We start from the raw sequence: 25232 nt of genomic DNA, 5'->3' as shown, positions 1-25232 counted from the left end.
GCGGAATCGGACATCTCCTTCTGATCACGGTCGGTCGGATCCGGGCGGGGGCGCCGGCGCACCTGAGCGATCACCCGGCGGGCGCGGCGGATAGCATCCCGCGCATGGAGCAGCCGGAACAGGGTCCGCGGCTGGTGCACACCGTCGCGGACGGCGTCGCCACCGTCGTCATCAGCAATCCCGCCAAGCGCAACGCCATGACCGCCGCGATGTGGCGTGCGCTGCCCGAGCTGCTCGGCCGACTGGAGGCGGACGCGTCCGTCCGCGCTCTCGTGCTGACCGGCGAGGGCCCGACCTTCTGCGCGGGCGCCGACATCTCGTCGTTGCGGGAGCCAGGTGAGAGCCCGCAGGACCTCGCCGTGCGGGCCGAGGAGGCGCTCGCCGCCTTCGCCAAGCCGACCCTCGCGGCCGTCCGCGGCTACTGCGTGGGTGGGGGCTGCCAGCTGGCGGCCGCCTGCGATCTGCGGTTCGCCGAGACGGACGCCCTGTTCGGGGTGACCCCGGCGAAGCTCGGCATCGTGTACCCGTCCTCCTCCACCCGCCGGCTGGCGTCCCTGGTGGGACCCTCCGCGGCCAAGTACCTTCTGTTCTCCGGTGAGTTGATCGACACGGAACGGGCGCTGCGCACCGGGCTGGTGGACGAGGTGCTGCCGCCGGCGGAACTGGGCAAGCGGGTGGCGGAGTTCACCCGGGTCGTCGCGACGCGCTCACAGCTCACGCAGGCCGCCGCGAAGGAGTTCGCGGCGGGCCGCACCGACCGGGACGCGTACTGGCAGGCACAGGCGCACGGCGGCGGCGACACCGCCGAGGGCATCGCCGCCTTCCTGGAGCGGCGCGCGCCGCGCTTCACCTGGACCGTCTGAGGCCGGACCGTGTGAGGCCGGACCGTGTGAGGCCGGATCGTGTGAGGCCGTCCGCGTCAGCTCTGCCCGCTCAGGACCCCCTCGGCCCCGCGCCTCCACCGGGCGACGATCCGGGCCGGCGCCTTGTCGGGTGATCCGGCGTCGTACGGTGGCTGCGGATCGTATTCGGTCAGCAGCTGCACCGTCTGGGCCAGCTCGTCGCCCCCGATCCGGCCCAGCAGATGCAGCGCCATGTCGATGCCGGACGAGACGCCCGCGGCGGTGACGTACTTCCCGTCGAACACCACGCGCTCACCGGTCGGTTCGGCTCCCAGCGGCACGAGTTCCTCCAGCGCCAGCCAGTGCGAGGTGGCCCGGCGGCCCCGCAGGAGCCCGGCGCCGGCCAACACGAGGGAGCCGGTGCACACGGACGTGGTCCAGGTGCTGGTGGCGTCCACCGCGCGCAGCCACGCGAGGACCGCCTCGTCCCGCATCGCCTCGCGGGCGCCGGGGCCACCGGGCACCAGCACGATGTCGGGGGCCGTCACCTCCGTCAGCGTCCGGTCGGCGACCAGGGAGAGCGAGCCCTGGTCGTTGCGTACCGGACCGGCCTGCCGGGCGACGAAGACCGTCTCCGCAGCCGGGACGCGGGCGAGGAGCTCGTACGGGCCGACGGCGTCCAGCGAGGTGAAGCGGTCGAAGAGCAGAACGGCGATCTGCATCGGGTTCCTTTCAAAGTGGTGGCAGGTCAGGGTGTGGCGGCGGGTCCGGGGCCGGCGGCGGGCTGCCGCGCGTGCGGCGCCGTGGTGCGGAAGCGGCGGCGGTACTCCGCGGGCCCGGCGCCGAGGGCCTTCAGGAATGCCCGGCGCATCGCCTCGGGTGTGCCGTAGCCGGACGCGCGCGAGACCTCCTCGACCCCGTCGGCGGTGTCCTCCAGCAGCCGTCTGGCGTGTTCGAGCCGTACGCCGTCGACGTACCGCCCGGGCGTCGTCCCGGTCTCTGCCCGGAACGCCCGGGCGAAGTGACGCGGCGACAGCCGGGCCCGGCCGGCCAGCGCCTCGACGGACAGATCGCCGGCGGGATGCTCGGTGACCCATCGCTGGACCTCACGCAGGGGCTCGCGGTGCGCGGTCTGGGCGGCGAGCTGCGTGCTGAACTGCGCCTGGTTGCCCGGTCGTCGGAGGAACACGACCAGGTGACGGGCGACCGTCAGCGCGACGTCACGGCCGTGGTCCTCCTCGACGAGCGCGAGGGCGAGGTCGATGCCCGCCGTGACGCCGGCGGAGGTCGCGATATGTCCGTCGCGTACGTAGACCGGGTCCGGGTCGACCTGAATGTTCGGATAGGTGCGGGCGAAGTGGTCGCAGACGGCCCAGTGGGTGGTGGCCCGGCGGCCGTCGAGCAGGCCGGCCTCGGCGAGCAGCAGCGCTCCGGTGCAGACGGAGACGAGGCGCTCGGCCCGGGGGCCGTTCTCCCGGAGCCATGCGATCAGGGCGGGGTCGGGGCGGCGGGTGCCCTGTCCGCCGGGGACGAGCAGGGTGTGCGGCGTCGGCGCCTCGACCAGCGTGGTGTCCGGGACCAGGGTCAGCCCGCTGGTCGTCCGTACGGGCGCGGTGCCGAGCGCGGCCGTCCGCAGCGGGTAGCCACCGCGGGCGCCGGTCACCTTGCCGGCGCCGGTGAACACCTCGACAGGGCCCGTCACATCGAGACTCTGCACGCCCTCGAAGAGGACGACGAGCACGGATCGGTCGGTCATGCCCTCGATCCTTCGCCGATCGCTCGGTGTCCGCAATGACGAACAACCCACCTTTGCTGCCATGACGGCGGTGCGGAACGGCGGCCGGGCGAGGGCCCGGGCACCCGCCTTCCCTGCCGTACCGACCAGTCGGTAACGTGCAGCCCATGACCTCTTTGCCGCGCGCGGGCCGCCGCTGCCACCACGCCCTCAATCCGATGCACTCGACGGTGTACTTCTCGCCCGACCTGGCGTCGGAGATGGCCGGGATCGGCATCGAGGACTCCAGCGCCGCGTACTTCGCCGCCCGTGCCGCCGCGATGGGAGCCGTCGGTCCCGGCGCCGTGACGGCGACCTTCTACAACTTCAACCACGAGCTGATCGCGCGGCACCTGCCGGCGGTGTGGGAGACGGCGTCGCCCGAGCAAGTGCTCCAGGCGCGGCTGCGCGCTGTGGACACCACGCTGCGGCGGCTCCTGGGCGCCGAGGCGATCGCCTCCGAGGAACTGGCCGAGGCCGCCGAGCTGGCCCTGCGCGCCGCCGAGGCGTGCACGCGTCACGCCCGCCCGCTGTACGCCGCGCACGCCGATCTGCCCGTCCCCGACGAACCGCATCTCGCGTACTGGCACGCCGCGACCCTGCTGCGCGAGCACCGCGGCGACGGCCATCTCGCGGCTCTGCTGGCCACGGACCTGGACCCGCTGGAGGCGCTGGTCAGCCACACCGCCACGGGCCGCGGCATGGCACCGCGCTGGATCCTCGCGACGCGCGGCTGGCGGCGCACGGACTGGGAGGCCGCCGAGAGCCGCCTGCGGGAGCGCGGACTGCTCTCCCCGGAGGGTGAACTGACCGAGGCCGGCACCGCGCTGAGGGAGGAGCTGGAGGACCTCACGGACCGCATCGACCGCGCCCCGTACGAACACCTGGGCGCCGAAGGCGTCGAGCGGCTCACCGACCTCGCCCGCGGGTTCCTGACGCAGGCGCTGTCGGCGGGCGCCTTCCCGTCGGACGCCGTCGGCTGACGACCGGCGCTCGCGTCCCCGGCTGCGCGTCCGCCCTTTCCGGGCGACGTTTGCCGAGGATCTTCACGGCAACCCGACCGGTGCAAGGTCATCGACACTGGAGGTTCTCGTGCGCGCCATCGCAGACGCACTTCGTACGGTCGGCTCCGCCATCGCCACGGTGGTCACGCTGCCCTTCCGCCTGCTCGCCAAGCTGTTCGGCGGTGCGTCCGGCGGCGGACGGCGCACCCGCCGCGCGTGAGGCGGCGCGCGACACGGCACCCGGCCACCCGGCACAATGCACTCTCAAGCATTGCCAGCACGAGAAGGCGAGTCGGGAAACCGTGACGACGTCCATCGAAGGCAGGATCGCCGAGGAACTCGGCGTACGGGAGCGGCAGGTCAGGGCGGCCGTGGAGTTGCTCGACGGCGGCTCGACCGTGCCGTTCATCGCGCGCTACCGCAAGGAAGCGACCGAGCTGCTCGACGACGCGCAGCTGCGCACGCTCGAGGAGCGGCTGCGCTATCTGCGGGAGCTGGAGGAGCGCCGGACCGCGGTCCTGGAGTCCGTCCGGGAGCAGGGCAAGCTGGACGAGGCGCTGGAGGCGCAGATCCGGGCCGCCGACACCAAGGCGCGTCTGGAGGACATCTACCTGCCGTTCAAGCCCAAGCGGCGCACCAAGGCGCAGATCGCCCGCGAGGCCGGTCTGGAGCCGCTGGCCGAAGGGCTGCTGGGCGACCCGTCGGTGGATCCGCTGTCGGCCGCCGCCGCGTTCGTCGACGCCGACAAGGGCGTGGCGGACGCCGCCGCGGCGCTGGAGGGTGCGCGGTCGATCCTCACCGAGCGGTTCTCCGAGGACGCCGATCTGATCGGTGAGCTGCGCGAACGGATGTGGACGCGCGGCCGGCTGACGGCGAAGGTGCGGGACGGCAAAGGCGACGCCAAAGAGGGTCCGGGCGCGAAGTTCGCCGACTACTTCGACTTCGCGGAGGGCTTCACGGAGCTGCCCTCGCACCGGGTGCTGGCGATGTTCCGAGGCGAGAAGGAGGACGTTCTCGACCTGTCGCTGGAGCCGGAGGACCCGTCCGAGCAGCCCGGCCCGTCCGCGTACGAGAACATGGTCGCCCGGCGTTTCGGGGTGGCCGACCGCGGCCGGCCGGGCGACAAGTGGCTGGCGGACACCGTGCGCTGGGCCTGGCGGACGCGGATCCTGGTGCACCTCGGGATCGATCTGCGGCTGCGGCTGCGCACGGCCGCCGAGGACGAGGCGGTACGGGTCTTCGCCGCGAATCTTCGCGATCTCCTGCTGGCCGCCCCCGCCGGTACCCGCGCGACGCTGGGCCTGGACCCGGGATTCCGTACGGGTGTGAAGGTGGCCGTGGTCGACGCGACCGGCAAGGTCGTCGCCACCGACACGATCTATCCGCACGTCCCCGCGAACAAGTGGGACGAGTCCTTGGCGAAGCTGGCACGGCTCGCCAAGGAGCACGCGGTCGACCTGGTCGCCATCGGCAACGGCACGGCCTCCCGCGAGACCGACAAGCTCGCCGGTGAACTGATCACCAGGCACCCGGAGCTGAACCTCACCAAGGTGATGGTCTCGGAGGCGGGCGCCTCCGTGTACTCGGCATCCGCGTTCGCCTCGCAGGAGCTGCCGGGCCTGGACGTGTCGCTGCGCGGCGCGGTGTCGATCGCGCGCCGGCTCCAGGACCCGCTGGCCGAGCTCGTGAAGATCGACCCCAAGTCGATCGGCGTCGGCCAGTACCAGCACGACCTGTCCGAGGTGAAGCTCTCACGCTCGCTGGACGCGGTCGTCGAGGACTGTGTGAACGGCGTCGGCGTCGACGTCAACACCGCTTCCACACCGCTGCTCTCCCGCGTGTCGGGCATCGGCGCGGGCCTCGCGGAGAACATCGTCGCCCACCGTGACGCCAACGGCCCCTTCCGCTCCCGCAAGGCGCTCAAGGACGTGGCACGGCTCGGCCCCAAGGCGTACGAGCAGTGCGCGGGCTTCCTGCGGATCCGCGACGGCGACGACCCGCTCGACGCCTCCAGCGTGCACCCGGAGGCGTATCCGGTGGTGCGCCGGATGGTGAAGACGGCGGGCGAGCAGGTCGCCTCGCTGGTCGGCAACGCGCCGGTGCTGCGCTCGCTGAAGCCGGCGGACTTCGTCGACGACACGTTCGGACTGCCGACCGTCACGGACATCCTGCGGGAGCTGGAGAAGCCGGGGCGCGACCCGCGGCCCGCCTTCAAGACGGCCACCTTCAAGGACGGTGTCGAGAAGATCGGCGACCTGACGTCGGGGATGATCCTCGAGGGTGTGGTGACCAATGTGGCCGCGTTCGGCGCGTTCGTCGACATCGGTGTCCACCAGGACGGTCTCGTCCATGTCTCCGCCATGTCGAAGACCTTCGTCAAGGACCCGCGGGACGTGGTCAAGCCCGGCGACGTGGTGAAGGTGAAGGTCCTCGACGTCGACATCCCGCGCAAGCGGATCTCGCTGACCCTGCGGCTGGAGGACGAGGCGGCTCCGAAGGCGCCGGCCGGCGAACCGCGGCAGCAACGCGGTGAGCGTGGCGGGCGTGCGCCCCAGCAGCGCCGTCAGCAGGGCGGCGGCCGTGGCGGGGACCGGCAGGCCCCTCCCCCGGCGAACAGCGCGATGGCGGACGCCCTGCGGCGTGCGGGTCTCACGGACCCGGGCCGGGGGCGCTGACGCTCACGGGTACGCCGAAGGGGCCCCGCAGGAGGGTGACTGCGGGGTCCCTTCGCGTGTGCGGACGGCGTGGCCCTGTCCGGGTCTTCGGCCTCCGTCGCGCCGGCCTCCGGACCTCGTTCAGCGGTCCGTCGGGCCGTTCTCCGGACCCGGCCGGCCTTCCTTCGGGCAGGCTTCGGTGCGGCCGGCTGTCCGGAGGGTCAGCCCTCCGGCGAGCACTCCACGTCGAGAAGCTTCAACGGCTTCGAGGCGTCCAGGTCCACCAGCGCACGCAGCTCCGCGGTGACCTCGCCGTGGTCGCCCCAGTGGGTCGTCACCGTGGCCCAGCCGATCCGCGCGGACTGCGCGGTGGTCACCTTGCCGATGTCGATCGACCGCGGTGTGTTCTGTGCGCAGAGCAGCACGTCGAAGCCGGGGTTGGCGGCTGCCTTCTCCTTGAGCAGGCCGGACACGCGGTTCCTGCGGTCCGCCGCGGAGGGTCCGTGCTCGCCGTAGAACCGGTCGAGGAAGGTGTGGATCTCCTTCGCCGTGTACCGGCCGTTGACGTCCACGGTGGGTGCCGCGGAGGCCGGGGAGACGGCGGCGAGCGAAAGGCCGAGACCGAGGACGGCGGCCGCGGCCGCGACGCGACGTCCGGAACGACTGGGAGTGCGGAACATTCTGAGTACCCCGTTTCATGATTTGTGCCCATTCTCCGGGCTGGTCATGGGAGTAGATCCGCAGCGGGTACCGAAGGTTGTCGTGGACAGCCTCGCTGTTGCCGTCCCGGGACGCTTCCCGGACGCGTGCGTGACACCGGTGGGGCCCGGCCCCTCGGCCCCGGCTCCCCCGGGACCGGCCGTCAGGAGAGCTCGGTGACCTTGCCGTCGGCCACTTCGACACGGCGCGTGGTGTGCACCGCGTCGAGCATCCGGCGGTCGTGCGTGACCAGCAGCAGAGTGCCCTGGTACGAGTCGAGGGCCGTCTCCAGCTGCTCGATCGCCGGCAGGTCCAGGTGGTTCGTCGGCTCGTCCAGCACGAGGAGATTGACGCCGCGTCCCTGGAGCAGCGCCAGGGCGGCGCGGGTGCGCTCCCCCGGCGAGAGCGTCGTCGCCGGGCGCAGCACATGCGCGGCCTTGAGTCCGAACTTGGCCAGCAGGGTGCGTACCTCCGCCGGTTCGGTGTCCGGCACTGCCGCGCAGAAGGCGTCGAGCAGCTTCTCGGTGCCGTAGAACAGCCCACGGGCCTGGTCGACCTCGCCGACGACGACGCCCGAGCCGAGTGAGGCCTGGCCCGAGTCGAGGGGCAGGCGCCCGAGCAGGGCGGCGAGGAGGGTGGACTTGCCGGAGCCGTTGGCGCCGGTGATGGCGACCCGGTCCGCCCAGTCGATCTGGAGCGACGCCGGCCCGAAACGGAAGTCGCCGCGGCGCACCTCCGCCTCACGCAGGGTGGCCACGACCGATCCGGAGCGCGGGGCGGACGCGATCTCCATCCGCAGTTCCCACTCCTTGCGCGGCTCCTCGACGACATCGAGCCGCTCGATCATCCGCTGCGTCTGGCGGGCCTTGGCCGCCTGCTTCTCGCTCGCCTCACTGCGGAACTTGCGGCCGAGTTTGTCGTTGTCGCTCGCCTTGCGGCGGGCGTTCTTCACGCCCTTGTCCATCCACGACCGCTGCATCTGGGCGCGGCCTTCGAGGGCCGCCTTCTTGTCGGCGTACTCCTCGTAGCCCTCTCGGGCGTGGCGGCGGGCCGTCTCCCGTTCCTCCAGATAGGCCGCGTAGCCGCCGCCGTACAGGGTGATCTGCTGCTGGGCGAGGTCGAGTTCGAGGACCTTGGTGACCGTGCGGGTGAGGAACTCGCGGTCGTGGCTGACGACGACGGTGCCGGCCCGCAGTCCGCGGACGAACGCCTCCAGCCGCTCCAGGCCGTCCAGGTCGAGGTCGTTGGTCGGCTCGTCGAGCAGGAAGACGTCGTAGCGCGAGAGCAGCAGGGACGCCAGTCCGGCACGGGCCGCCTGGCCGCCGGAGAGCGCGGTCATCGGGAGGTCGAGTCCCACGGTCAGCCCGAGGGTGCCGGCGACCTCCTCGGCGCGCTCGTCGAGGTCGGCCCCGCCGAGCCCGAGCCAGCGCTCCAGACTCGTGGCGTACGCGTCGTCGGCGCCGGGTGCGCCGTCGACCAGCGCCTGGGTCGCCTCGTCCATGGCCTCCTGCGCGGCGGCGACGCCGGTGCGGCGGGCCAGGAACTGCCGCACGGTCTCGCCGGGGCGGCGCTCCGGCTCCTGCGGGAGGTGCCCGACCGTGGCGGAGGGCGGCGAGAGCCTCAGCTCGCCCTCCTCGGGCCGGTCGAGACCGGCGAGCATCCGCAGCAGGGTCGACTTTCCGGCTCCGTTGGCGCCCACCAGGCCGATCACGTCGCCGGGTGCGACGACCAGGTCCAGTTCGGCGAAGAGCGTACGGTCGCCGTGTCCGGCGGCGAGATCCTTGGCGACGAGAGTGGCAGTCATCAGACCGCGATCCTAACGGGGCCGGGCTCCGGTGAACCGCCCGGCCGGTCGGAGCCGGGTCGTACTCCTCATGCCGGGCCGCCGCTGGTGGAACGGCCGGCGTCGAGATCGTCGGCGTACCTCGCGTGCGCGCCGCGCGCTTCGCTACGGTCCCTGCATGAGCGGCGACGTGGTGGTGGTCGGGAGCGGCGTCATCGGGTTGACGACCGCCGTGGTGCTGGCGGAGAGCGGCCGGAGGGTGCGCCTGTGGACACGGGACGCGGCGGAGGTGACCACGTCCGCCGTGGCGGGTGCGCTGTGGTGGCCGTACCGGATCGAACCGGCGGAACGGGTCGGCGGGTGGGCGACGGCGACGCTGCGGGTGTACCGGGAGCTGGCCGGGCGGCCCGAGGAGACCGGCGTGCGTCTGGTCGCGGGGGTCCTCGCCGACCAGGCGGTTGCGCGTCTCGGGTCCTGGTCGGCCGAGGTGGACGAGCTACGGGCCGCGAAGCCGGACGAGTTGCCTCCCGGCCACCGGGAGGGAGTGCGGGCGCGGCTCCCGCTGATCGACATGCCCGCCCATCTGAACTGGCTGCGGCGGCGCTTCGAGAGCGCGGGCGGCGCGGTCGAGGTCAGGGACGTCCGTTCTCTCGCGGAGGCGGCAGCCGTAGGGCGGCTGGTGGTGAACTGCACGGGGCTCGGCGCTCGTGAACTGGTGCCCGACGCCGGGATCGAGCCTGTGCGCGGGCAGTTGGTGCTGGTGGAGAACCCGGGCATCGACGAGTGGTTCGTCCTGGCCGAGGGCGGGTCCGCCGAGAGCACGTACTACTTCCCGCAGCCGGGGCGGCTCGTTCTCGGCGGCACGGCCGAGGACGGGGACTGGCGCACGGAGCCCGATCCTGCGACGGCGGAGGCGATCGTGGCGCGTTGTGCCCGGTTCCGCCCCGAGATCGCGAAGGCCCGGATTCTGGGACACCGGGTGGGACTGCGTCCGGCGAGAGCCGCGGGCGTACGCATCGAGGCCGAGCGACTGCCGGGGGGCGGTGCGGTGGTGCACAACTACGGGCACGGCGGGGCCGGGGTGACGGTCGCGTGGGGGTGTGCCGAGGCGGCGGCAGCCCTCGTGCAGGAGAGCTGAACCGCCGCACCGGCGGCGGCCCTCGTCGAGAAGAGCTGAACCGCCGAGCAACCCGCTCCACCCTCCGACACGAAACCGGACGCCGTCCGGAGCCGGGCTGCGGCTCCGGACGGCGTCCGGTCGTGCGATGCACACCGTGGCCGTCAGGGCTCCACGGGGCTCCGGTCGTCATCGGGACCGACTCCGGGGCCGATACGGATCTCGAAGTCGCCGTCGTACTTGTGGTGTCCCGCGATGACCGCGGACTCCACGACCTCCGCGCCCATCTCGCCGCGCACGATCAGCGGGTCGTGGCGCAGGTCGCGCATGAGCGCCACGCACATGCCGATCATCACGAGCACAAAGGGCGCGGCCACCAGGATGGTCAGATTCTGCAGACCGGCGAGCGCGTCGCCCTTGCCGTTGCCGATGAGCAGCATGATCGCCGCGACGGCACCGGTCACCACACCCCAGAAGACGACGACCAGTTTGGTCGGCTCGAAGGAGCCCTTCTGGGACAGCGTGCCCATCACGATCGACGCGGCGTCCGCGCCGGACACGAAGAAGATGCCGACGAGGATCATCACGAGCAGGCTCATGACGGTGGCGATCGGATACTGCTGGAGCACCGCGAAGAGCTGGCCCTCGGGCGTGGTCTCGTCGCCGAGCTGCTTGTTCTCCTGGAGCTTCATCGCCGTGCCGCCGAAGACCGCGAACCAGATCAGGCTGACGGTGCTCGGGACCAGGATGACGCCGCCGACGAACTGACGGATCGTCCGGCCGCGGCTGATGCGTGCGATGAACATGCCGACGAAGGGCGTCCACGAGATCCACCAGGCCCAGTAGAAGACCGTCCAGCTGCCCAGCCACTCCGCGACGCCCTTACCGCTGGACGCCTCGGTACGTCCGGCCAGCTCCGGCAGATCCCCGAAGTAGGCGGCGATGGACGAGGGCACCAGGTCGAGGATGATGATCGTCGGACCCGCGATGAAGACGAACAGCACGAGCAGCAGCGCCAGCACCATGTTGGTGTTGGACAGCCACTGGATGCCCTTCTCCACACCGGAGATGGCGGACAGGACGAACGCCAGTGTCAGCACCGCGATGATGCCGACGAGCAGTCCGGTGCCGACCTTGTTCATCCAGCCCAGCTCGGTGAAGCCGCTGCCGATCTGCAGAGCACCGAGGCCGAGGGATGCCGCCGAGCCGAACAGCGTGGCGAAGATCGCCAGGATGTCGATGACCCGGCCGGTGGGGCCGTGCGCCTGCTTCTCGCCGATGAGCGGCACGAAGACCGCGCTGATCGTCTGACGACGGCGCCGGCGGAAGGTGCTGTAGGCGATCGCGAGTCCGACGACCGCGTAGATCGCCCAGGGGTGCAGGGTCCAGTGGAAGAGCGTGGTGGCCATCGCCGTCTGCATCGCGGCCGCAGAGTCGGCGGGGGCGGTGCCCGGCGGGGGCGAGGTGAAGTGGGCGAGCGGTTCGCTCACTCCGTAGAACATCAGGCCGATGCCCATACCGGCGCTGAACATCATGGCGACCCAGGAGACCGTCTTGAACTCCGGGCCCTCGCCCTCCTGGCCGAGCGGGATCTTGCCGTACCGGCTGATGGCCAGCCAGAGGGCGAAGACGACGAATCCGGAGGCGGCCAGGACGAAGGCCCAGCCGCCGTTGTGGATCAGTCCGCTCAGCATCTTGCTGGACACGCTCTCGAGCGCGTCGGTGGCTACGGCGCCCCACACCACGAAGGCAAGGGTGAGTACGGCAGTGACTCCGAAGACCACCCGGTCCGTCGTAGGGCGCCCGGTCTCGTGGGGAGAACCGGGAAGATCAGCTGGCACCAGCTTCTCCTCCCGGCCCTCCGGTTCTGGTTCGTGCGACACAAGCGGCACCTTTCACGGATTGCTCGGAACAAACCTGCTTTCGCTTCCGCTACCCCGTACCACATGTGATCCACGCCACCCACGTCAACAGGCGGGCGTTGGTTCTCCCGATGTGAGGTGGTAAGTCGCCCGGGAATCCAGCAGCAGGGGCACCAACTGCCGCCGGGACTGCCGCAGCGGCACGAACGCACCGTGACCGTCCGGTCGCGAGACGACACCGTGCAGTGCGAGTTCGTCCCTCACATCCGCAAACTGCGCGGCGTCCAGGCGGTAACCGCAGGGTGGGTCGGCGAGCGTCTCCTCCGGAGTCGCCGGGTCGTTGTCGGCGCCGCCGAGATAGACCGGACCCCGGTCCCTGAATCCGGCGAGGGCGGCCGCGGTGGTCGCCGCCTCGACGCGGCCACGCCGTTCGTCGGCGAAGGAGAAGAGACCGCCGAGGGCGGCCAGCTGGCTGCCGACGCGGCGGCGGCTGTTGAGGGCCGCGTCCGCCTTCTCCTCCTCGGTCATGGGGTCGACACGGCTCTCGATGAGCAGACCCAGGGCGTTCTTGACTCCCGAGGCGTTGCGCAGGATGCGCTCCTGGCCGTCGCCCGCGGTCTGCTTGATCGGATCGCCGGTGACGGGGTCGGTCCAGATGCCGTACGTGCCCGTGGTGTGGCCCTCGTCGTGGGCGGCGGGGCGCACATAGCGCTCGGAGAGCGTCCGCGACTCGTCGTGGACGCGGGCGTGGGTGTTGAGGTTGCGCGGCCAGAGGTCGAACAGGTCCTTGTCGTAGTACGGCGGTGTCGCGCCGTACTCGTGCAGGTCGTAGACGATGTCGGGCCGCTCGTCGCGCAGGACGGCGGCCATGGCCCGCCCCTCGGCGGTCTTCAGCGCGATGTGGTCGCGGTTGATGTCGATGCCGTCGGAGTTGCCGCGGGTGTCGGCGGCCCGGCCGTCCGGGTTGGCCGTCGGGACGACGAGGATGCGGGTCCGGGAGAGCAGCCCGCGGGTCTTTCCGTCGCCGGCGTAGGCGAGGTCGCGGATCGTGGTGAGGCAGGCGTCCCGGCCGGAGGGTTCGTCCCCGTGCTGGGAGCAGATCAGCAGGACCGTGTTCGCCGCGTGCCGGGCGCCGATCCGGACCAGCTGGAGCGGCCGGCCCTCCTTGGTCGTCCCGATGCGGGCGACCGAGACCCGGTCGCTGCCGCGGTCGACGGCGCGCAGGAACGTCTGCTCCTCCGGCTGGCCGGTCCAGCGCGCGCCGTTGCTGATCTCGAAGCCCGTACGCGGCGGCCGGTGGGCCGCCTCGGCGGGCGCGGTGATCAGCGGTACGGCCACGGCTGCCGCCGTCACGGCCAGGGCGAATGTGCGCAGCGGTGCTCTCATCGGCTGCCCCCTGAGGGAATCGGACGGAACGGACGCGGTTCGGCGACTCCGCCGGGCCGGGAGTCACGGGGTGCCGGCGGAACGGCCGAGGGGGCCGTGGCCCGTACGAAGGCCGGGGCGCCGCCGACGATCGGCAGCGAGGCCGAGGTGCGCGCCAGGTCGACGCGCAGCGTCGGGGTGCTCGCGGGCGGGTCGATGAGGTCCCGGTCCGTGCCGGCGACGATGAGTGCCAGCCGGTGGCCGGCCGGGACGACATGATCACTGGCGTGCAGATCGAGCGTGATGGTGTACGCCCTGCCGGGTGTCAGCGGTCGGCCCTTGGCGGCGGACGCGTGGTTGCCGAGGTCGGCCCAGCCCCGGCTGAAGACGGTGTGGTCCACGGCGGCCGTGCGCGCCCGGGTCTCCTTGAAGCAGGGGCTGTCGCCGGGAGCGGTCGCACCCCAGCAGGTGCGCTCGGGAAGGGTGGTGATGCCTTCGCCGGCCGCCGCGTAGTCGCGGATGGTGTCCGGGCCGAGGTCGACGAGCACCGCGGACAGATGCGCGCTGCTGGTGTTCGGGGTGACGGTCACCTTCACCGTCGAGGACCCCGAGAGCCGCAGATCGCGTCCGAGCGGCCGGCTGATGAACCCGGCCTTGTCGGGAGTCGAGAGGTCGATCCGGGCGGCCCAGTCGGTCTCGTCCTTCGTTCGGTCGTCGGTGAAGGTCTCGCTCGCGCCGGGGCGGGCGGGCCTCAGGCCGAGCGTGCCGACGCCCGGTGCGGCGCCGTTGCCGGGGCGCAGTGTGGTGGCGTCCGTGGCGCGCGGCGGCCAGACACGGTCGGTGGACCACTGGTCGGGGGCGCGTTCGACGTCGGCCATGGGTTCGCGTTCGATGCCGTTGTCGTAACCGAGCAGGTAGTGGTCGAACCAGCGGTGCAGCGTCTTCACCCACTCGCCGCGCCGGAAGTCGAACGGGTCGACGTGCCCTGTCTGCGACAGCCACACCTTGCGCTCGACACCCTCGTCGGCGAGCGCGTCCCACCACTGGCCGAAGTGCTTGGAGCGGACGTTGAGGTCCTGCATGCCGTGCACGGCGAAGACGCTGGCGCGCACCTTGTCGGCGTCGCGGACGTAGTCGCGCTCGCTCCACAGACGGGTGAGGTCTCCGGTGCGCGGGGCCTCGTCCACCAGGCGCTGCTGGACGGCCTGGCAGCGCGAGCGGGCGTCGGGGCTCTCGACGTAGTCGGACAGCCACTCGGGTCCCGAGTCGTAGAGGGGTGCGCCCTTGGCGAAGTAGTAGTCGTACCAGGAGGAGATGGCGGCGATCGGGACGATCGTCTCCAGGCCCTCGACTCCGGTGGCGGCGACGCCGTTGGCGATGGTGCCGTCGTAGCTCTTGCCGATCATGCCGGTCCGGCCGTTGCTCCAGCCGGCGCCCGCGCGCTCCGCCCCGGTCCTGGTGGTGTAGCCGCGGGCGCGGCCGTTCAGCCAGTCGACGACGGCCTTGGCGGACTGGACGTCGGAGGGGCCTCCGACGTCGACGCAGCCGTCGGAGCGGTTGGTGCCGGCGAGGTCGACGGCGACGAAGGCGTAGCCGCGCGGGACGAAGTAGTTGTCGTAGTAGAGCGGGAACTGGACCGGGTTGCCGGCCGCGTCGTATGTCTTGAGCTGGCTCTCGTTGCCGCGGCCGCAGCAGGAGTAGTACGGACTGGCGTCCATGATCACCGGGATCTTCCGGCCCTGCTGTGCGGGCTCCCGGGGCCGGACGATGTCCACGGCGACCCGGTCGCTCCTCCCGTCGCCGTCACCGTCGAGCCGGGTGTCCACCCAGACGGATTCACGGATCGCGTTCTCGTAGGAGTGGACGGGCTTACTCTCCCGCAGCGGGGCGCTCTGGGCGCCGGCGGGCGTGAGCGTCATGGCCATCAGGGCGGCCGAGGCCGCCACCACCAGCGATCTGCACGTCAAGCGGGTGCCCCCCGCGCGTATCGGCATGGGCGGGAAGCTACTCCCGTCAACTTCCCTGCGACAGAGGGCAATCAGCGGGCAATCAGGGCATCCGTGCGCCGGAGGGGACAGATGGGATCGATGGCCCGCGGGAGGGCGGAAGCGCGTCCCCGGCGCTCCCGCTGCCCGCCTCGCGCATCCATGCCCGGTCCGGCCTGGTGGGAGCGCTCTCAGCAGCGTGCCCGGGCACGGATATCCTGATACCGGCAGCGCTTTCCCGCTGCCGCCCGACGCAGCCGACCGACCCAGCCGAGGAGCATCCGCCTTGCCCGAGCAGACCACTGGGTCCCGTCCCACGCTGGAAGCCGTCGCCGCGCGTGCCGGTGTCTCCCGGGCCACGGCCTCCCGGGTCGTCAACGGCGGTGCGGGGGTGCGCCGGCCGCTGGTGGACAAGGTGCGCCAGGCGGTCGAGGAACTCGGCTATGTACCGAACCATGCGGCGCGCACCCTGGTGACCCGGCGCAACGGCGCGGTCGCCGTGATCATCGCCGAGCCCGAGTTCAGGATCTTCTCGGACCCCTTCTTCGAGCAGCAGGTGCGCGGCATCAGCCGGGAGCTCACCGCGCACGACTCCCAGTTGGTGCTGCTGTGGGTCGAGGGTCCCGGCGACCACGACCGGATCGCCCGCTATCTCGGCGGCGGCCATGTGGACGGTGCGCTGGCCTTCTCGCTGCACAACGACGACGAACTGCCCTCCATCATCAGCCGGGTCAAGGTCCCGACCGTCTTCGGCGGCCGTCCGGGCTGGCCCGGCGCCTCCTCCGGTCTCGCCCTCCCCTACGTCGACTGCGACAACCGCGGCGGCGCCCGCGAGGCCGTGCGGCATCTGGTCTCGCTCGGCCGCGAGCACATCGCGCACATCGCGGGCCCGCGCGACCAGACCTCCGCGCTCGACCGGATCGACGGCTACCGGGACGTGCTGCTCGACGCCGACCCCGACCTCGTCAGCCAGGGCGACTTCACCGTGGAGAGCGGTGCCCGTGCGATGGCGGAACTGCTCGACCGGCGCCCCGGCCTCGACGCCGTGTTCGCCTCCAACGACCTGATGGCCTCCGGTGCGCTACGGACCCTGCGGGAGCGAGGACTTCGGGTGCCGCAGGACGTGGCGGTGGTGGGGTTCGACGACATGGCCTCGGTCGTCGAGTCGACCGACCCTCCGCTGACGACGGTCCGCCAGGACATCGAGGGCATGGGCCGGCTCATGGTGCGACTGCTGATGCGCGTCCTCAACGAGGGCGAGGAGCACACCGGAGCTCCCGCCTCGGTGATCACCCCGACCACGCTGGTGCGGCGGGCCTCGGCCTGAGAGGCCGGGTGCCCGCCGCACACGGTGCTGGTGCACATCGCTCGGTGTGGCCCTGTGCGCGCCGGTGGCCCGGTGCACACAGGGCGGCACGACGCGCCGAACCCGCCGGTCAGCCGTACGGAATCACCAGCACCGACCTGTCCGTGCCGGTCTGGAGCTTCGCGGTGCCGTTGCCGATGGCGTGCCACACCTCCAGCCGTACGGTTCCGTTCTTCAGGTCACCGAGACTCCCGGTCGCCGAGCGCAGTCCGCGCGACTGGGCGTACTCCTCCCAGCCCGCCACCGGGTCGGTGGCGAAGTACTGGTAGGTCTCGGTGCGGTCGAAGGTGCCGTCGCCCGTGAAGTCATAGCTGATCCGGGCCTGCTGGCCGAGGCCCACCGCCGTGCCCGCGTCGAGCTGGAGGCGGAAGGCAGTGGCTGCGCCGGGTGTGACCGTGCCGTTGACCTGCTTGGCCTGGTAGACGAGCGGCTGGTTCGGGGTGCCGTCGTGATTGCCGCCGCCGGCGGAGGCGATCGTGTCACTGCCGGCCGTGCCACCGGTCGCGGTGGTCAGCGTTCCTCCCGTACGGAGCTGGAAGGTGTTCCCGGTCGGCGGATCGGGATCCGGGTCGGGGTCCGGGTCGCCAGTGCCCGTTCCCGTGCCGGTCGCCGTCGAACGCGCCGGTACGGAGAGCGTCTTGCCGTCGGAGAACGTCACCGTGCGGGCCGTGGAACCGTGGTTGTGCGCGGCGTAGGTCCTGGTCGTCCCCTTGGTGAACACGGCGGACGTCGGAATGTCCCCGGTGACCGTGGCGTCGGGCGCCCCGAGCGCGTCGAGGGTGGTCAGCCAGTGGTAGGTGTGCGCCTTGGACTCGCCCTGTTCGGGCGTGTATCCGGCATGGCCCGCGTCCCACTTGGCCTTCGCCGCCGCGGGATCGGCGAACGACTGGAACTCCCAGAGGATGTCGCGCCATTCGACGGCAGGGCCGCCGTTCTCGCGCTCCATCTCGGCGATGTTGCGCCGGATCGCGGCCTTCTCGCCACCCAGGTGGAGCGAACCACCGGTCACGGGCAGGACGTTGATGCCGTGGATCTCCTCCGGGTTGGCGGTCCACCAGGTCGCGTACGCCCCGCCGCTGCCCCACACCATGCCGACCGTGTCATGGCCGAAGGAGGACGGGAAGACCTGCTGGTCGGCGTCGAACCAGTACTGGCCGATCGCCTCGGACTCGGTAGTGAGCAGATAGGTGCCGAGGTCGCGCAGAGCGGTGTCGCCGGTGGCCGAGCCCCACAGCACGAGGCCCGCGCTGAGGTTGATGGACTCCGACGACGACTCCTGGTTGTTGCCGGCGGCGAAGCCCTGGTGCCCGGAGGCCCAGCTGTGCCCGGCGTACACGTCGAAGCCGCGCAGGAAGGGGAAGGCGGAGTCGCTGCGGCTGGGGTTGGCCGCGTCCCGCACCAGGGTCTTCACCATGCCGCCCCAGGCGGAGTCGGCGGCCCAGGCCTGGTCGTACTGGGCGACGATCGCGGCCGCGTAGATGTAGTAGCTGTAGTGGAAGTGGTGGTCGTTGAGTTCGGTGTCGCTGCCGTACGAGGCGGGGTAACCGGTGAGCGTCTTCCACGCCTTGTCGTAGCTGAACTCGCTGACGCCACCCGCGGTGAACCAGTCCTGAAGCCGGCCCTTGAGCAGCCCGATGAGCTTGTCGCGGGTGGCGGTCTCGCCGATCTGGTCGGCGACGGGGACCAGTTGAGCGAGGCGGCCGAGCGCCTTGCCCGTCCAGTAGGTGTCGGTGTAGCCGGAGAAGGGGTCGACCGCGTTCGCCACCTCGTTGAGATAGCCGCGCAGCCGTGCGGTGTCGACGGCGTTGGTCTTCGGCAGCCCGGGCAGTACGGCGGACGCCTTCTGGCTGGTGGTGAAGGACGCGGACTCGCGGACCTTCATCGTCCCGCGGGGTGAGACGTAGGTGTACGAGGTCAGCGGGTCGGTGCTGTTCATCCACTGGTGGCGGTAGAGCGCCTGGAGCGTCCCGCGCTCGGTGCCCTCCTTGGCTTCGGTGGTCAGGGTGTACGTGGCCCGGGAGCTGCCGCCGGTGTAGCTCCAGCTCGCCTGGGAGCCGGTGACGAAGCTGAAGGCGTACTTCCGGTAGGTGGCCAGCGCGTCGGTGGAGGGCAGGACGGCGAGGGAGAAGTAGTCCTTGGCGCCGAGGCCCGCGGTGATGGTCGAGCCGGAGACCGTCCAGTCGCTGCCCGTGGGGGCGAACAGCGCGTAGTGGTGGCCCGCGACCGTGATGCCGAGGACGTTGCCCTGGTCGGCGAAGACCGTGGGCGCCGCCGCGGTGGTGATCTGGGCGGCGGCTCCGGAGCCCTTGGCGTATACGAACGGCATGCCGTGGCCGATGGTGGTGCGCAGGGTGCGCGTGCCGTCCGACCAGTAGGGGGTCACGGTCCAGTCGGACCACGCGTCGGCCTTGGTGTCGGGCGAATTGAGCCCGCTCAGGCCGAGGGTGAGGTCCCGCTTGTGCGCGTACTCGTACTGGCGGCCGTCGCCGACGATGGCGGCCGTCGTCGGGTAGCCGATGTCGAGCCCGCCGGCGGTGGCCTGATAGGTCAGCGGGTGGCCGTACATGGGGGTGGAGTACGGGTTGTCGCCGTACCGCTGGAAGGCCAGGGAGGACCACCAGTCGTTGGTCGGGACCGGCTTGTCCTTGGCGGCGGCGGTGGTCTTGGGAGTGACCGGCGCGCCGGTGTTGGTGGTCGGGCCCGACGTGCCGGCGGGGCGGCTGTCGGAGTAGCTGCCAGAGCCTACGGGGATGGTTGCGGCCGCCGCCGGAGTGGCGGCCGGGCCCAGGCCGACGGCGGCCAGGGCTGTGACCAGGAACAGCGCGGCAGCTGGTCTGGTGCGGTGGGCTGGCATGGACGGCACCTCGAGTCATGAGGGAAAGGGCGTCCGAGAGCGCTCTCAGATGTCCTGCAACGTAAAACTCCTGAAACAGACGTGTCAATAGATGGGACACAGGCCCCAGTTGGGGCTGAGTCCAAGCCGTTATGCCTTCGAGTCTTGACGGGGCGAGCACCTCCGGGGCACGCTCCAGTCGCATCTTTGAGAGCGCTCTCAATGCGGTCTCGCTCCACCGAAGCCAAGGGAGGCTTCCCATGCCCATCGCCCGAGCCGCCAAGAGGGCCGTCGTCCGCGTGGGTGCGGTCGCACTCACCGGAGCACTTCTGGCCGCATGTGGATCCGGTTCATCGGACGGCGCGTCGGACAGCGCGAACGGCAAGGTCACGATCACGGTCGACCTCTTCGGTTCCTTCGGATACAAGGAGGCCGGGCTGTACGCGGAGTACGAGAAGCTCCACCCGAACGTCACGATCAAGCAGAGCGACACCGAGGACGAGCAGGACTACTGGAAGTCGCTGCAGACCCGGCTCGCGGGCGGCGGCGGCCTCGCCGACGTGCAGGGCATCGAGGTGGGCCGGATCGCCGCCGTCACCCAGCAGCAGGCCGACAAGTTCGAGGACCTGAAGAAGTACGGCGCCGACAAGCTCAAGAGCCAGTTCGCCGATGCCAAGTGGTCCGCCGCCACCGGCAAGGACGGTCAGGTCCTCGGCCTCGGCACCGACGTCGGCCCGGAGGCCATGTGCTACCGCACCGACCTCTTCGAGAAGGCCGGACTGCCCACCGACCGGACCGAGCTGGCGGCCAAGTGGTCCACCTGGGACGGCTACCTCGCCCTGGGCAAGGAGTACAAGAAGAAGGCCCCGGCCAAGAGCGCCTGGATGGACAGCGTCGGCAGCCTCTACACGATCATGGTCGGCCAGGAGGAGGAGCGGTACTACGACGCCTCCGGCAAGCTGATCTACGAGAACAACCCGCCGATCAAGGCGGCCTGGAAGGCGTCCACCGATGCCGCGAAGGCGGGCCTGAGCGCCAAGCTCGACCAGTGGTCGCCGCAGTGGAACCAGGCGTTCTCCGCCGGCTCGTTCGCCACGATGCCCTGCCCCGCCTGGATGCTCGGCTACATCAAGGGCCAGGCCGGTGACGCCGGCAAGGGCAAGTGGGACATCGCCAAGCTGCCCGGCGGCGCGGGCAACTGGGGCGGCTCGTACCTCTCCATCCCCCGGGCTGCCAAGCACAAGAAGGAGGCGTACGACCTGATCCAGTGGCTTACCGCCCCCGCGCAGCAGGCCAAGCTCTTCACCAAGCAGGGCAACTTCCCGTCCTCCACGGGAGCCATCGCGCAGGTCGCCGCCGCCAAGGACCCGTACTTCTCGGACGCGCCGATCGGCCAGATCTTCGGTGACGCCGCCAAGGCCGCCCCGGTGCAGGTGCTCGGGGTCCACGACAAGAACGTGGCCGACCAGATCACCAACGCGCTGAGCGAGGTGGAGCGCAAGGGCACCTCGCCCGACAAGGCCTGGTCGACCGCGAAGAAGAACGTGGAGAACGCCACCGGCTGATCCCGGACACCACGATCCGGAGGCCGGGTCCCGGACCCCCGACGCCCGCTTCGGAGGCCGGTCCTGATCCCGGCCACCACGCCCCGGAGGCCGGTCCTCGACACCCGGCCGGACCGGCCTCCGGACTCCACGCCTCTCCCGCACGCCCGTACCCCGTACCTCCTCCCGAAGGGCCGCTCGTGACCCTCACCGCCACCGCGAAGCCGGACGCGCCCCGGCCACCGGCGCCCCCGCAGCCGTCGGCCGCGCACCGGACCTGGCGGAAGCTGACCCCGTACGCCTATGTGGCACCGTTCTTCACGCTGTTCGCCGCCTTCGGCCTCTTCCCGCTGATCTACACGGCGTTCGTGTCGCTGTACCGGGTGGAACTGCAGACGCCCGGCGACATGCAGTGGCGTGGCCTGGACAACTACACCGCGCTCTTCGGCGACGAGATCTTCTGGACCGCGCTGCGCAACACCTTCACCATCGGGGTGCTCTCCACGGTCCCGCAGCTGGTGATGGCACTGGGCCTGGCCCATCTGCTCAACTACCGTCTGCGCGGCCGCACTTTCCTGCGCACGGCGATGCTGCTGCCGTACGCCACCTCGGTCGCGGCGGCGACGCTGGTCTTCGCCCAGCTCTTCGGCCGCGACTTCGGACTGATCAACTACGCCATCGGTCTGGTCGGCATCGACCCGGTCGACTGGCAGACCGGCACCGTCAGTTCGCAGATCGCCGTCTCCACGATCGTGATCTGGCGGTGGACCGGCTACAACGCACTGATCTATCTGGCGGGCATGCAGTCCATCCCGAGCGAGCTGTACGAGGCCGCGGAGATGGACGGAGCCTCCCGCTGGCGGCAGTTCTTCCATGTGACGCTGCCCGGGCTGCGGCCCACGATCGTCTTCACCGTCGTCGTGTCGACGATCGGCGCGACACAGCTCTTCGGAGAACCGCTCCTGTTCGAGGGCTCGATCTCCGGCGGCATCTCGCACCAGTACCAGACGCTCGGTCTCTACATGTACGAACAGGGCTGGGGCTTCTTCCACCTGGGCCGGGCCGCGGCCATCGCCTGGGTGATGTTCCTGCTGATCCTGGTGCTCGTCGGGGTCAACGCCCTGATCGCGCGCCGCCGTTACCGCAAGGAGGCCGGCCGATGACCGCGCTCGCCGCTCCGCCGACCGAGCCGCCCGCCACGGACCGGCGCCCCGGTACCCCGCGCCGGCGCAGGACCCGCGCCGGACGCACCATGCACGGCGGCAAGCTCACCTACGCGATCCTGATCGTCGCCCTGTTGATCTCGGCGTTCCCGTTCTACTGGACGATCGTCGCGGCCAGCCGGTCCAACGCCGATCTGGCGAAGGTCCCGCCGTCGCTGCTGCCCGGGCCCAACCTGATGCGCAACTTCGAGGCGGTGATGGAGGAGGCGGACATCGGCAAGGCGCTGCTGAACTCCCTCATCGTCTCGGGCTCGATCACCGTCGGCACCGTGCTGTGCTGCACACTCGCCGGTTTCGCCTTCGCCAAGCTGCGCTTCCGCGGCCGCGGCGCGCTGCTGGCGATCACGGTGGGCACCATGATGATCCCGCCGCAGCTCGGGGTGATCCCGCTGTTCATGCTGATCGCCGAACTGCAGTGGGTGAACCAGCTCCAGGCCGTCATCCTGCCCGGACTGGTCTCCGCCTTCGGCGTGTTCTTCATGCGGCAGTACCTGGTGCAGTCGCTGCCGGACGAACTGATCGAGGCGGCACGGGTGGACGGCGCGTCCAGCGCCCGGATCTTCTGGTCCGTCGTGGTGCCCATCGCCCGTCCGGGCATGGCCGTCCTCGGCATGCTCACCTTCATGGCCGCGTGGAACGACTTCTTCTGGCCGATCGTCGCCCTGTCCTCGCAGGAACCGACCGTGCAGGTCGCCCTGCGCCAGCTCGGCGGCGGCTACGTCCACGACCAGTCCGTGATCATGGCCGGCACGCTGCTCGGCACCCTTCCCGTGCTGCTCGTCTTCGGCCTGCTCGGCAGGCAGATCGTGGGAGGCATCATGCAGGGCGCCGTGAAGGGCTGAGCCCCGGCAGCCGATCGCATTGCCACCCCCCACCGCTCCACCACACCTCCTGGGAGTTCCTCCTCATGACCGCTGTCGACGCCCGCCCCGATACGACGACGGAGCTCCGGTTCCCCGCCGCATTCCGCTGGGGCACCGCGACCGCCGCGTACCAGATCGAAGGCGCAGCCGCGGAGGACGGCCGTACGCCGTCCATCTGGGACACCTTCAGCCGCACCCCCGGCAAGGTCCGCAACGGCGACACCGGCGACATCGCCGCCGACCACTACCACCGGATGCGCGAGGACGTCGCGCTGATGAAGCAGCTCGGCATCACGGACTACCGCTTCTCGGTCTCCTGGCCCCGGGTGCAGCCGACCGGCCGGGGCCCGGCCGTGCAGAAGGGCCTGGACTTCTACCGCCGGCTCACCGACGAGCTGCTGGCCGCCGGCATCCGTCCGGTGGCCACGCTCTACCACTGGGACCTGCCGCAGGAGCTGGAGGACGCCGGCGGCTGGCCGCAGCGTGAGACGGCACAGCGTTTCGGCGAGTACGCGGGCATCATGGCGGACGCGCTCGGCGACCGTGTGGCGGCCTGGATCACCCTCAACGAGCCGTGGTGCGCGGCCTTCCTGGGATACGGCAACGGCGTCCACGCGCCCGGCCGCACCAGTGCGCACGCCTCCCTGCGCGCCGCGCACCACTTCAATCTGGCGCACGGCTGGGCGGCGCAGGCGCTGCACTCCGCCCTTCCGGCGACGTCCGAGATCGCGCTGACGCTCAATCTGCACGCGGTCCGTCCGCTGACGGACTCCGCGGCCGACCTGGACGCGGTGCGGCGCATCGACGCCGTCGGCAACCGCGTCTTCCTCGAACCGGTCTTCCACGGCCGGCTCCCGGATGACCTGGTCCGCGACACCGCGACGGTGACCGACTGGTCCTTCGTCAGGGAGGGGGATCTGGAGGCGATCTCCACGCCGATCGACTGGCTGGGCATCAACTACTACTCCCCCACGGTCGTCGCCGCCGGGTCGTCCGAGTCGCCGTCGCCGTGGGCGGGAGCCGAGGAGCACGTACGGTTCGTCCCCGCGCCGGGCCCGCGCACCGCGATGGACTGGCCGGTCGACGCGGAGGGGCTGTACGACCTGCTGACCCGGCTGAACGAGGACCTGCCGGGCGTTCCGCTGGTCATCACGGAGAACGGAGCGGCGTACGACGACTACGCCGACCCCTCGGGCGAGGTCCACGACCCCGAGCGGGTCGCCTACCTCGCGTCCCATCTGACGGCCGTGCACCGGGCGATCGAGTCCGGGGTGGACGTACGCGGGTACTTCCTGTGGTCGCTGCTGGACAACTTCGAGTGGGCGTACGGGTACAGCAAGCGGTTCGGCATCGTCCATGTCGACTTCGCGACCCAGCGGCGGACCTTCAAGGACAGCGCCCGCTGGTACGGCGACGTCGTCGCGCGCGGCGGGCTGGCCCACTGAGGCCGGCGGCCCGCCGGGCCTCGCGCGCGAGCGGCAGATAGCGCAGCCGGTCGGGGAGTACGGGGACCACTGCCCGTACGACCCGGCCGAAGCGGATCAGCGCCCGCTCCTGGCGGTCGGTCCAGTCGAGGCCGATCGCCGCGCGTGCGTCGGGTGGCATGAGCCCGATGGTGAGGAAGCGGCGGATGCGGACGAAGGACGGCAGGAGCGCGGGCCAGAGGGTCCCGAGGAGCGCTCTGACGGGCAGCGGGCCGAGGCCGGGCGGTGGCACCGGCGCGTCCAGGGCGATGAGTTCGCTCAGGACGGCGGTCTCCTCCACCTCGTCGGCGAGCATCCTGCGGAAGTAGGGCCAGAAGTCCTCGATCGTCGGGGGCATGTCCCTGTCGCGGATGCCGAGGACCCGGCCGACCTGGAGCCACTCCGCGTACAGCCGCCGCTCCTGCGCCTCGGTGAGGGGACGCGCGAGATAGCGCAGCGCGTGCTGGAACACGGGGAAGCCCGTGGCGTGCACCCAGGCGTAGTAGTCGGGGCTCAGAGCGTGGTAGACGCGGCCGTGGGGGTCGGTGCCCTGCACGGACCGGTGGAGCCGGCGCACCCGCTGCCCTTCGCGGGCGGCCTCCTCCCCGCCGTACACCCACAGCTGGAGCGAGTGCAGTGAGCGCTCACCGCGTCCCCAGGGGTCGGTGCGGAAGACGGAGTGCTCGTCGACGCCGGCGGCGACGGCGGGGTGGGCGACCTGGAGGGCGAGCGCGGCGGGCAGCATGAGCAGCTCGCGGACGTCGCCGACGACGGACCAGAGCACGCCGCCGGGCGGTGGCGGCGACGGGTCCACAACCTTGGACATATCGCCATTTTACGGCCCGCTCCCTGCTC

The 25232-nt window shown here is 71.3% G+C and carries 19 protein-coding genes; 10 read left to right on the top strand and 9 right to left on the bottom strand.

Annotated elements, in window-relative coordinates:
- Positions 1-104: 104 nt before the first annotated feature.
- Positions 105-863 carry an enoyl-CoA hydratase/isomerase family protein gene (locus tag ACFWU3_RS03745; RefSeq protein WP_384430576.1) on the top strand — a complete coding sequence of 253 codons (759 nt, stop codon included), beginning with the start codon at positions 105-107 and terminating at the stop codon, positions 861-863.
- A 56-nt stretch (positions 864-919) separates the two neighbouring features.
- Here the strand turns inward: ACFWU3_RS03745 and ACFWU3_RS03740 are convergent, their stop codons facing one another.
- Positions 920-1564: a DJ-1/PfpI family protein gene (locus ACFWU3_RS03740; RefSeq protein WP_384430573.1), complete on the bottom strand. Its 645-nt coding sequence runs from the start codon at positions 1562-1564 to the stop codon at positions 920-922.
- Positions 1565-1590: 26 nt separating this feature from the next.
- A complete protein-coding gene (locus ACFWU3_RS03735) occupies positions 1591-2598 on the bottom strand; it encodes a GlxA family transcriptional regulator (RefSeq protein WP_384430570.1) in 1008 nt (335 codons plus the stop codon).
- A gap of 146 nt (positions 2599-2744) precedes the next feature.
- Between ACFWU3_RS03735 and ACFWU3_RS03730 the strand changes: the two genes are divergently transcribed.
- From ACFWU3_RS03730 to ACFWU3_RS03720, 3 genes are all read left to right on the top strand, one after another.
- Entirely contained in the window at positions 2745-3599 is an 855-nt protein-coding gene (locus ACFWU3_RS03730; RefSeq protein ID WP_384430567.1) for a hypothetical protein, read from the top strand.
- A 109-nt stretch (positions 3600-3708) separates the two neighbouring features.
- Positions 3709-3840 carry an LPFR motif small protein gene (locus tag ACFWU3_RS03725; RefSeq protein WP_384430564.1) on the top strand — a complete coding sequence of 44 codons (132 nt, stop codon included), beginning with the start codon at positions 3709-3711 and terminating at the stop codon, positions 3838-3840.
- An 82-nt stretch (positions 3841-3922) separates the two neighbouring features.
- Positions 3923-6295: a Tex family protein gene (locus ACFWU3_RS03720; protein WP_384430561.1), complete on the top strand. Its 2373-nt coding sequence runs from the start codon at positions 3923-3925 to the stop codon at positions 6293-6295.
- A gap of 200 nt (positions 6296-6495) precedes the next feature.
- On the opposite strand, the gene ACFWU3_RS03715 is transcribed toward ACFWU3_RS03720, so the two are convergent.
- A complete protein-coding gene (locus ACFWU3_RS03715; RefSeq protein WP_384430557.1) occupies positions 6496-6954 on the bottom strand; it encodes a hypothetical protein in 459 nt (152 codons plus the stop codon).
- A gap of 182 nt (positions 6955-7136) precedes the next feature.
- On the bottom strand, positions 7137-8777 hold the full coding sequence (locus ACFWU3_RS03710; protein WP_384430554.1) for an ABC-F family ATP-binding cassette domain-containing protein: 1641 nt from the start codon (positions 8775-8777) through the stop codon (positions 7137-7139).
- Positions 8778-8934: 157 nt separating this feature from the next.
- On the opposite strand from ACFWU3_RS03710, the gene ACFWU3_RS03705 reads away from it, so the two are divergent.
- Positions 8935-9894, top strand: a complete 960-nt coding sequence (locus ACFWU3_RS03705; RefSeq protein WP_384430551.1) for an FAD-dependent oxidoreductase — start codon at positions 8935-8937, stop codon at positions 9892-9894.
- A 143-nt stretch (positions 9895-10037) separates the two neighbouring features.
- On the opposite strand, the gene ACFWU3_RS03700 is transcribed toward ACFWU3_RS03705, so the two are convergent.
- The 3 genes from ACFWU3_RS03700 to ACFWU3_RS03690 form a co-directional block, all read right to left on the bottom strand.
- Positions 10038-11714 carry a BCCT family transporter gene (locus tag ACFWU3_RS03700; RefSeq protein ID WP_384430548.1) on the bottom strand — a complete coding sequence of 559 codons (1677 nt, stop codon included), beginning with the start codon at positions 11712-11714 and terminating at the stop codon, positions 10038-10040.
- Positions 11715-11840: 126 nt separating this feature from the next.
- On the bottom strand, positions 11841-13121 hold the full coding sequence (locus ACFWU3_RS03695) for a M14 family metallocarboxypeptidase (protein ID WP_384430545.1): 1281 nt from the start codon (positions 13119-13121) through the stop codon (positions 11841-11843).
- On the bottom strand, positions 13118-15094 hold the full coding sequence (locus ACFWU3_RS03690) for a Xaa-Pro dipeptidyl-peptidase (RefSeq protein ID WP_384430542.1): 1977 nt from the start codon (positions 15092-15094) through the stop codon (positions 13118-13120). Before ACFWU3_RS03690 ends, ACFWU3_RS03695 begins: the two co-directional genes overlap by 4 nt.
- Before the next feature lie 277 nt (positions 15095-15371).
- Between ACFWU3_RS03690 and ACFWU3_RS03685 the strand changes: the two genes are divergently transcribed.
- Positions 15372-16412, top strand: a complete 1041-nt coding sequence (locus ACFWU3_RS03685) for a LacI family DNA-binding transcriptional regulator (RefSeq protein ID WP_384430539.1) — start codon at positions 15372-15374, stop codon at positions 16410-16412.
- Positions 16413-16521: 109 nt separating this feature from the next.
- Here the strand turns inward: ACFWU3_RS03685 and ACFWU3_RS03680 are convergent, their stop codons facing one another.
- Positions 16522-19305 carry a glycosyl hydrolase gene (locus ACFWU3_RS03680; RefSeq protein WP_384430536.1) on the bottom strand — a complete coding sequence of 928 codons (2784 nt, stop codon included), beginning with the start codon at positions 19303-19305 and terminating at the stop codon, positions 16522-16524.
- Positions 19306-19544: 239 nt separating this feature from the next.
- Between ACFWU3_RS03680 and ACFWU3_RS03675 the strand changes: the two genes are divergently transcribed.
- From ACFWU3_RS03675 to ACFWU3_RS03660, 4 genes are all read left to right on the top strand, one after another.
- The gene (locus tag ACFWU3_RS03675; RefSeq protein ID WP_384430533.1) at positions 19545-20849 is read left to right on the top strand and encodes an ABC transporter substrate-binding protein; all 1305 of its coding nucleotides are present in this window, start codon (positions 19545-19547) and stop codon (positions 20847-20849) included.
- 179 nt (positions 20850-21028) lie between these two features.
- The gene (locus ACFWU3_RS03670) at positions 21029-21991 is read left to right on the top strand and encodes a sugar ABC transporter permease (protein WP_313942910.1); all 963 of its coding nucleotides are present in this window, start codon (positions 21029-21031) and stop codon (positions 21989-21991) included.
- Complete coding sequence (locus ACFWU3_RS03665; protein ID WP_340476557.1) at positions 21988-22893, top strand: carbohydrate ABC transporter permease; 906 nt, start codon at positions 21988-21990, stop codon at positions 22891-22893. Before ACFWU3_RS03670 ends, ACFWU3_RS03665 begins: the two co-directional genes overlap by 4 nt.
- A gap of 65 nt (positions 22894-22958) precedes the next feature.
- Entirely contained in the window at positions 22959-24359 is a 1401-nt protein-coding gene (locus tag ACFWU3_RS03660; protein ID WP_384430528.1) for a GH1 family beta-glucosidase, read from the top strand.
- Here ACFWU3_RS03660 and ACFWU3_RS03655 read toward each other — a convergent pair.
- On the bottom strand, positions 24301-25203 hold the full coding sequence (locus ACFWU3_RS03655; RefSeq protein ID WP_384430525.1) for an oxygenase MpaB family protein: 903 nt from the start codon (positions 25201-25203) through the stop codon (positions 24301-24303). The genes ACFWU3_RS03660 and ACFWU3_RS03655 overlap by 59 nt on opposite strands.
- Between the last annotated feature and the right edge of the window lie 29 nt (positions 25204-25232).

The organism is Streptomyces sp. NPDC058685 (assembly GCF_042714725.1).
Taxonomy (GTDB): Bacteria; Actinomycetota; Actinomycetes; order Streptomycetales; family Streptomycetaceae; genus Streptomyces.
Note: the sequence above shows the minus strand (reverse complement) of the source record. Positions and strands in the feature narration are given on the sequence as shown.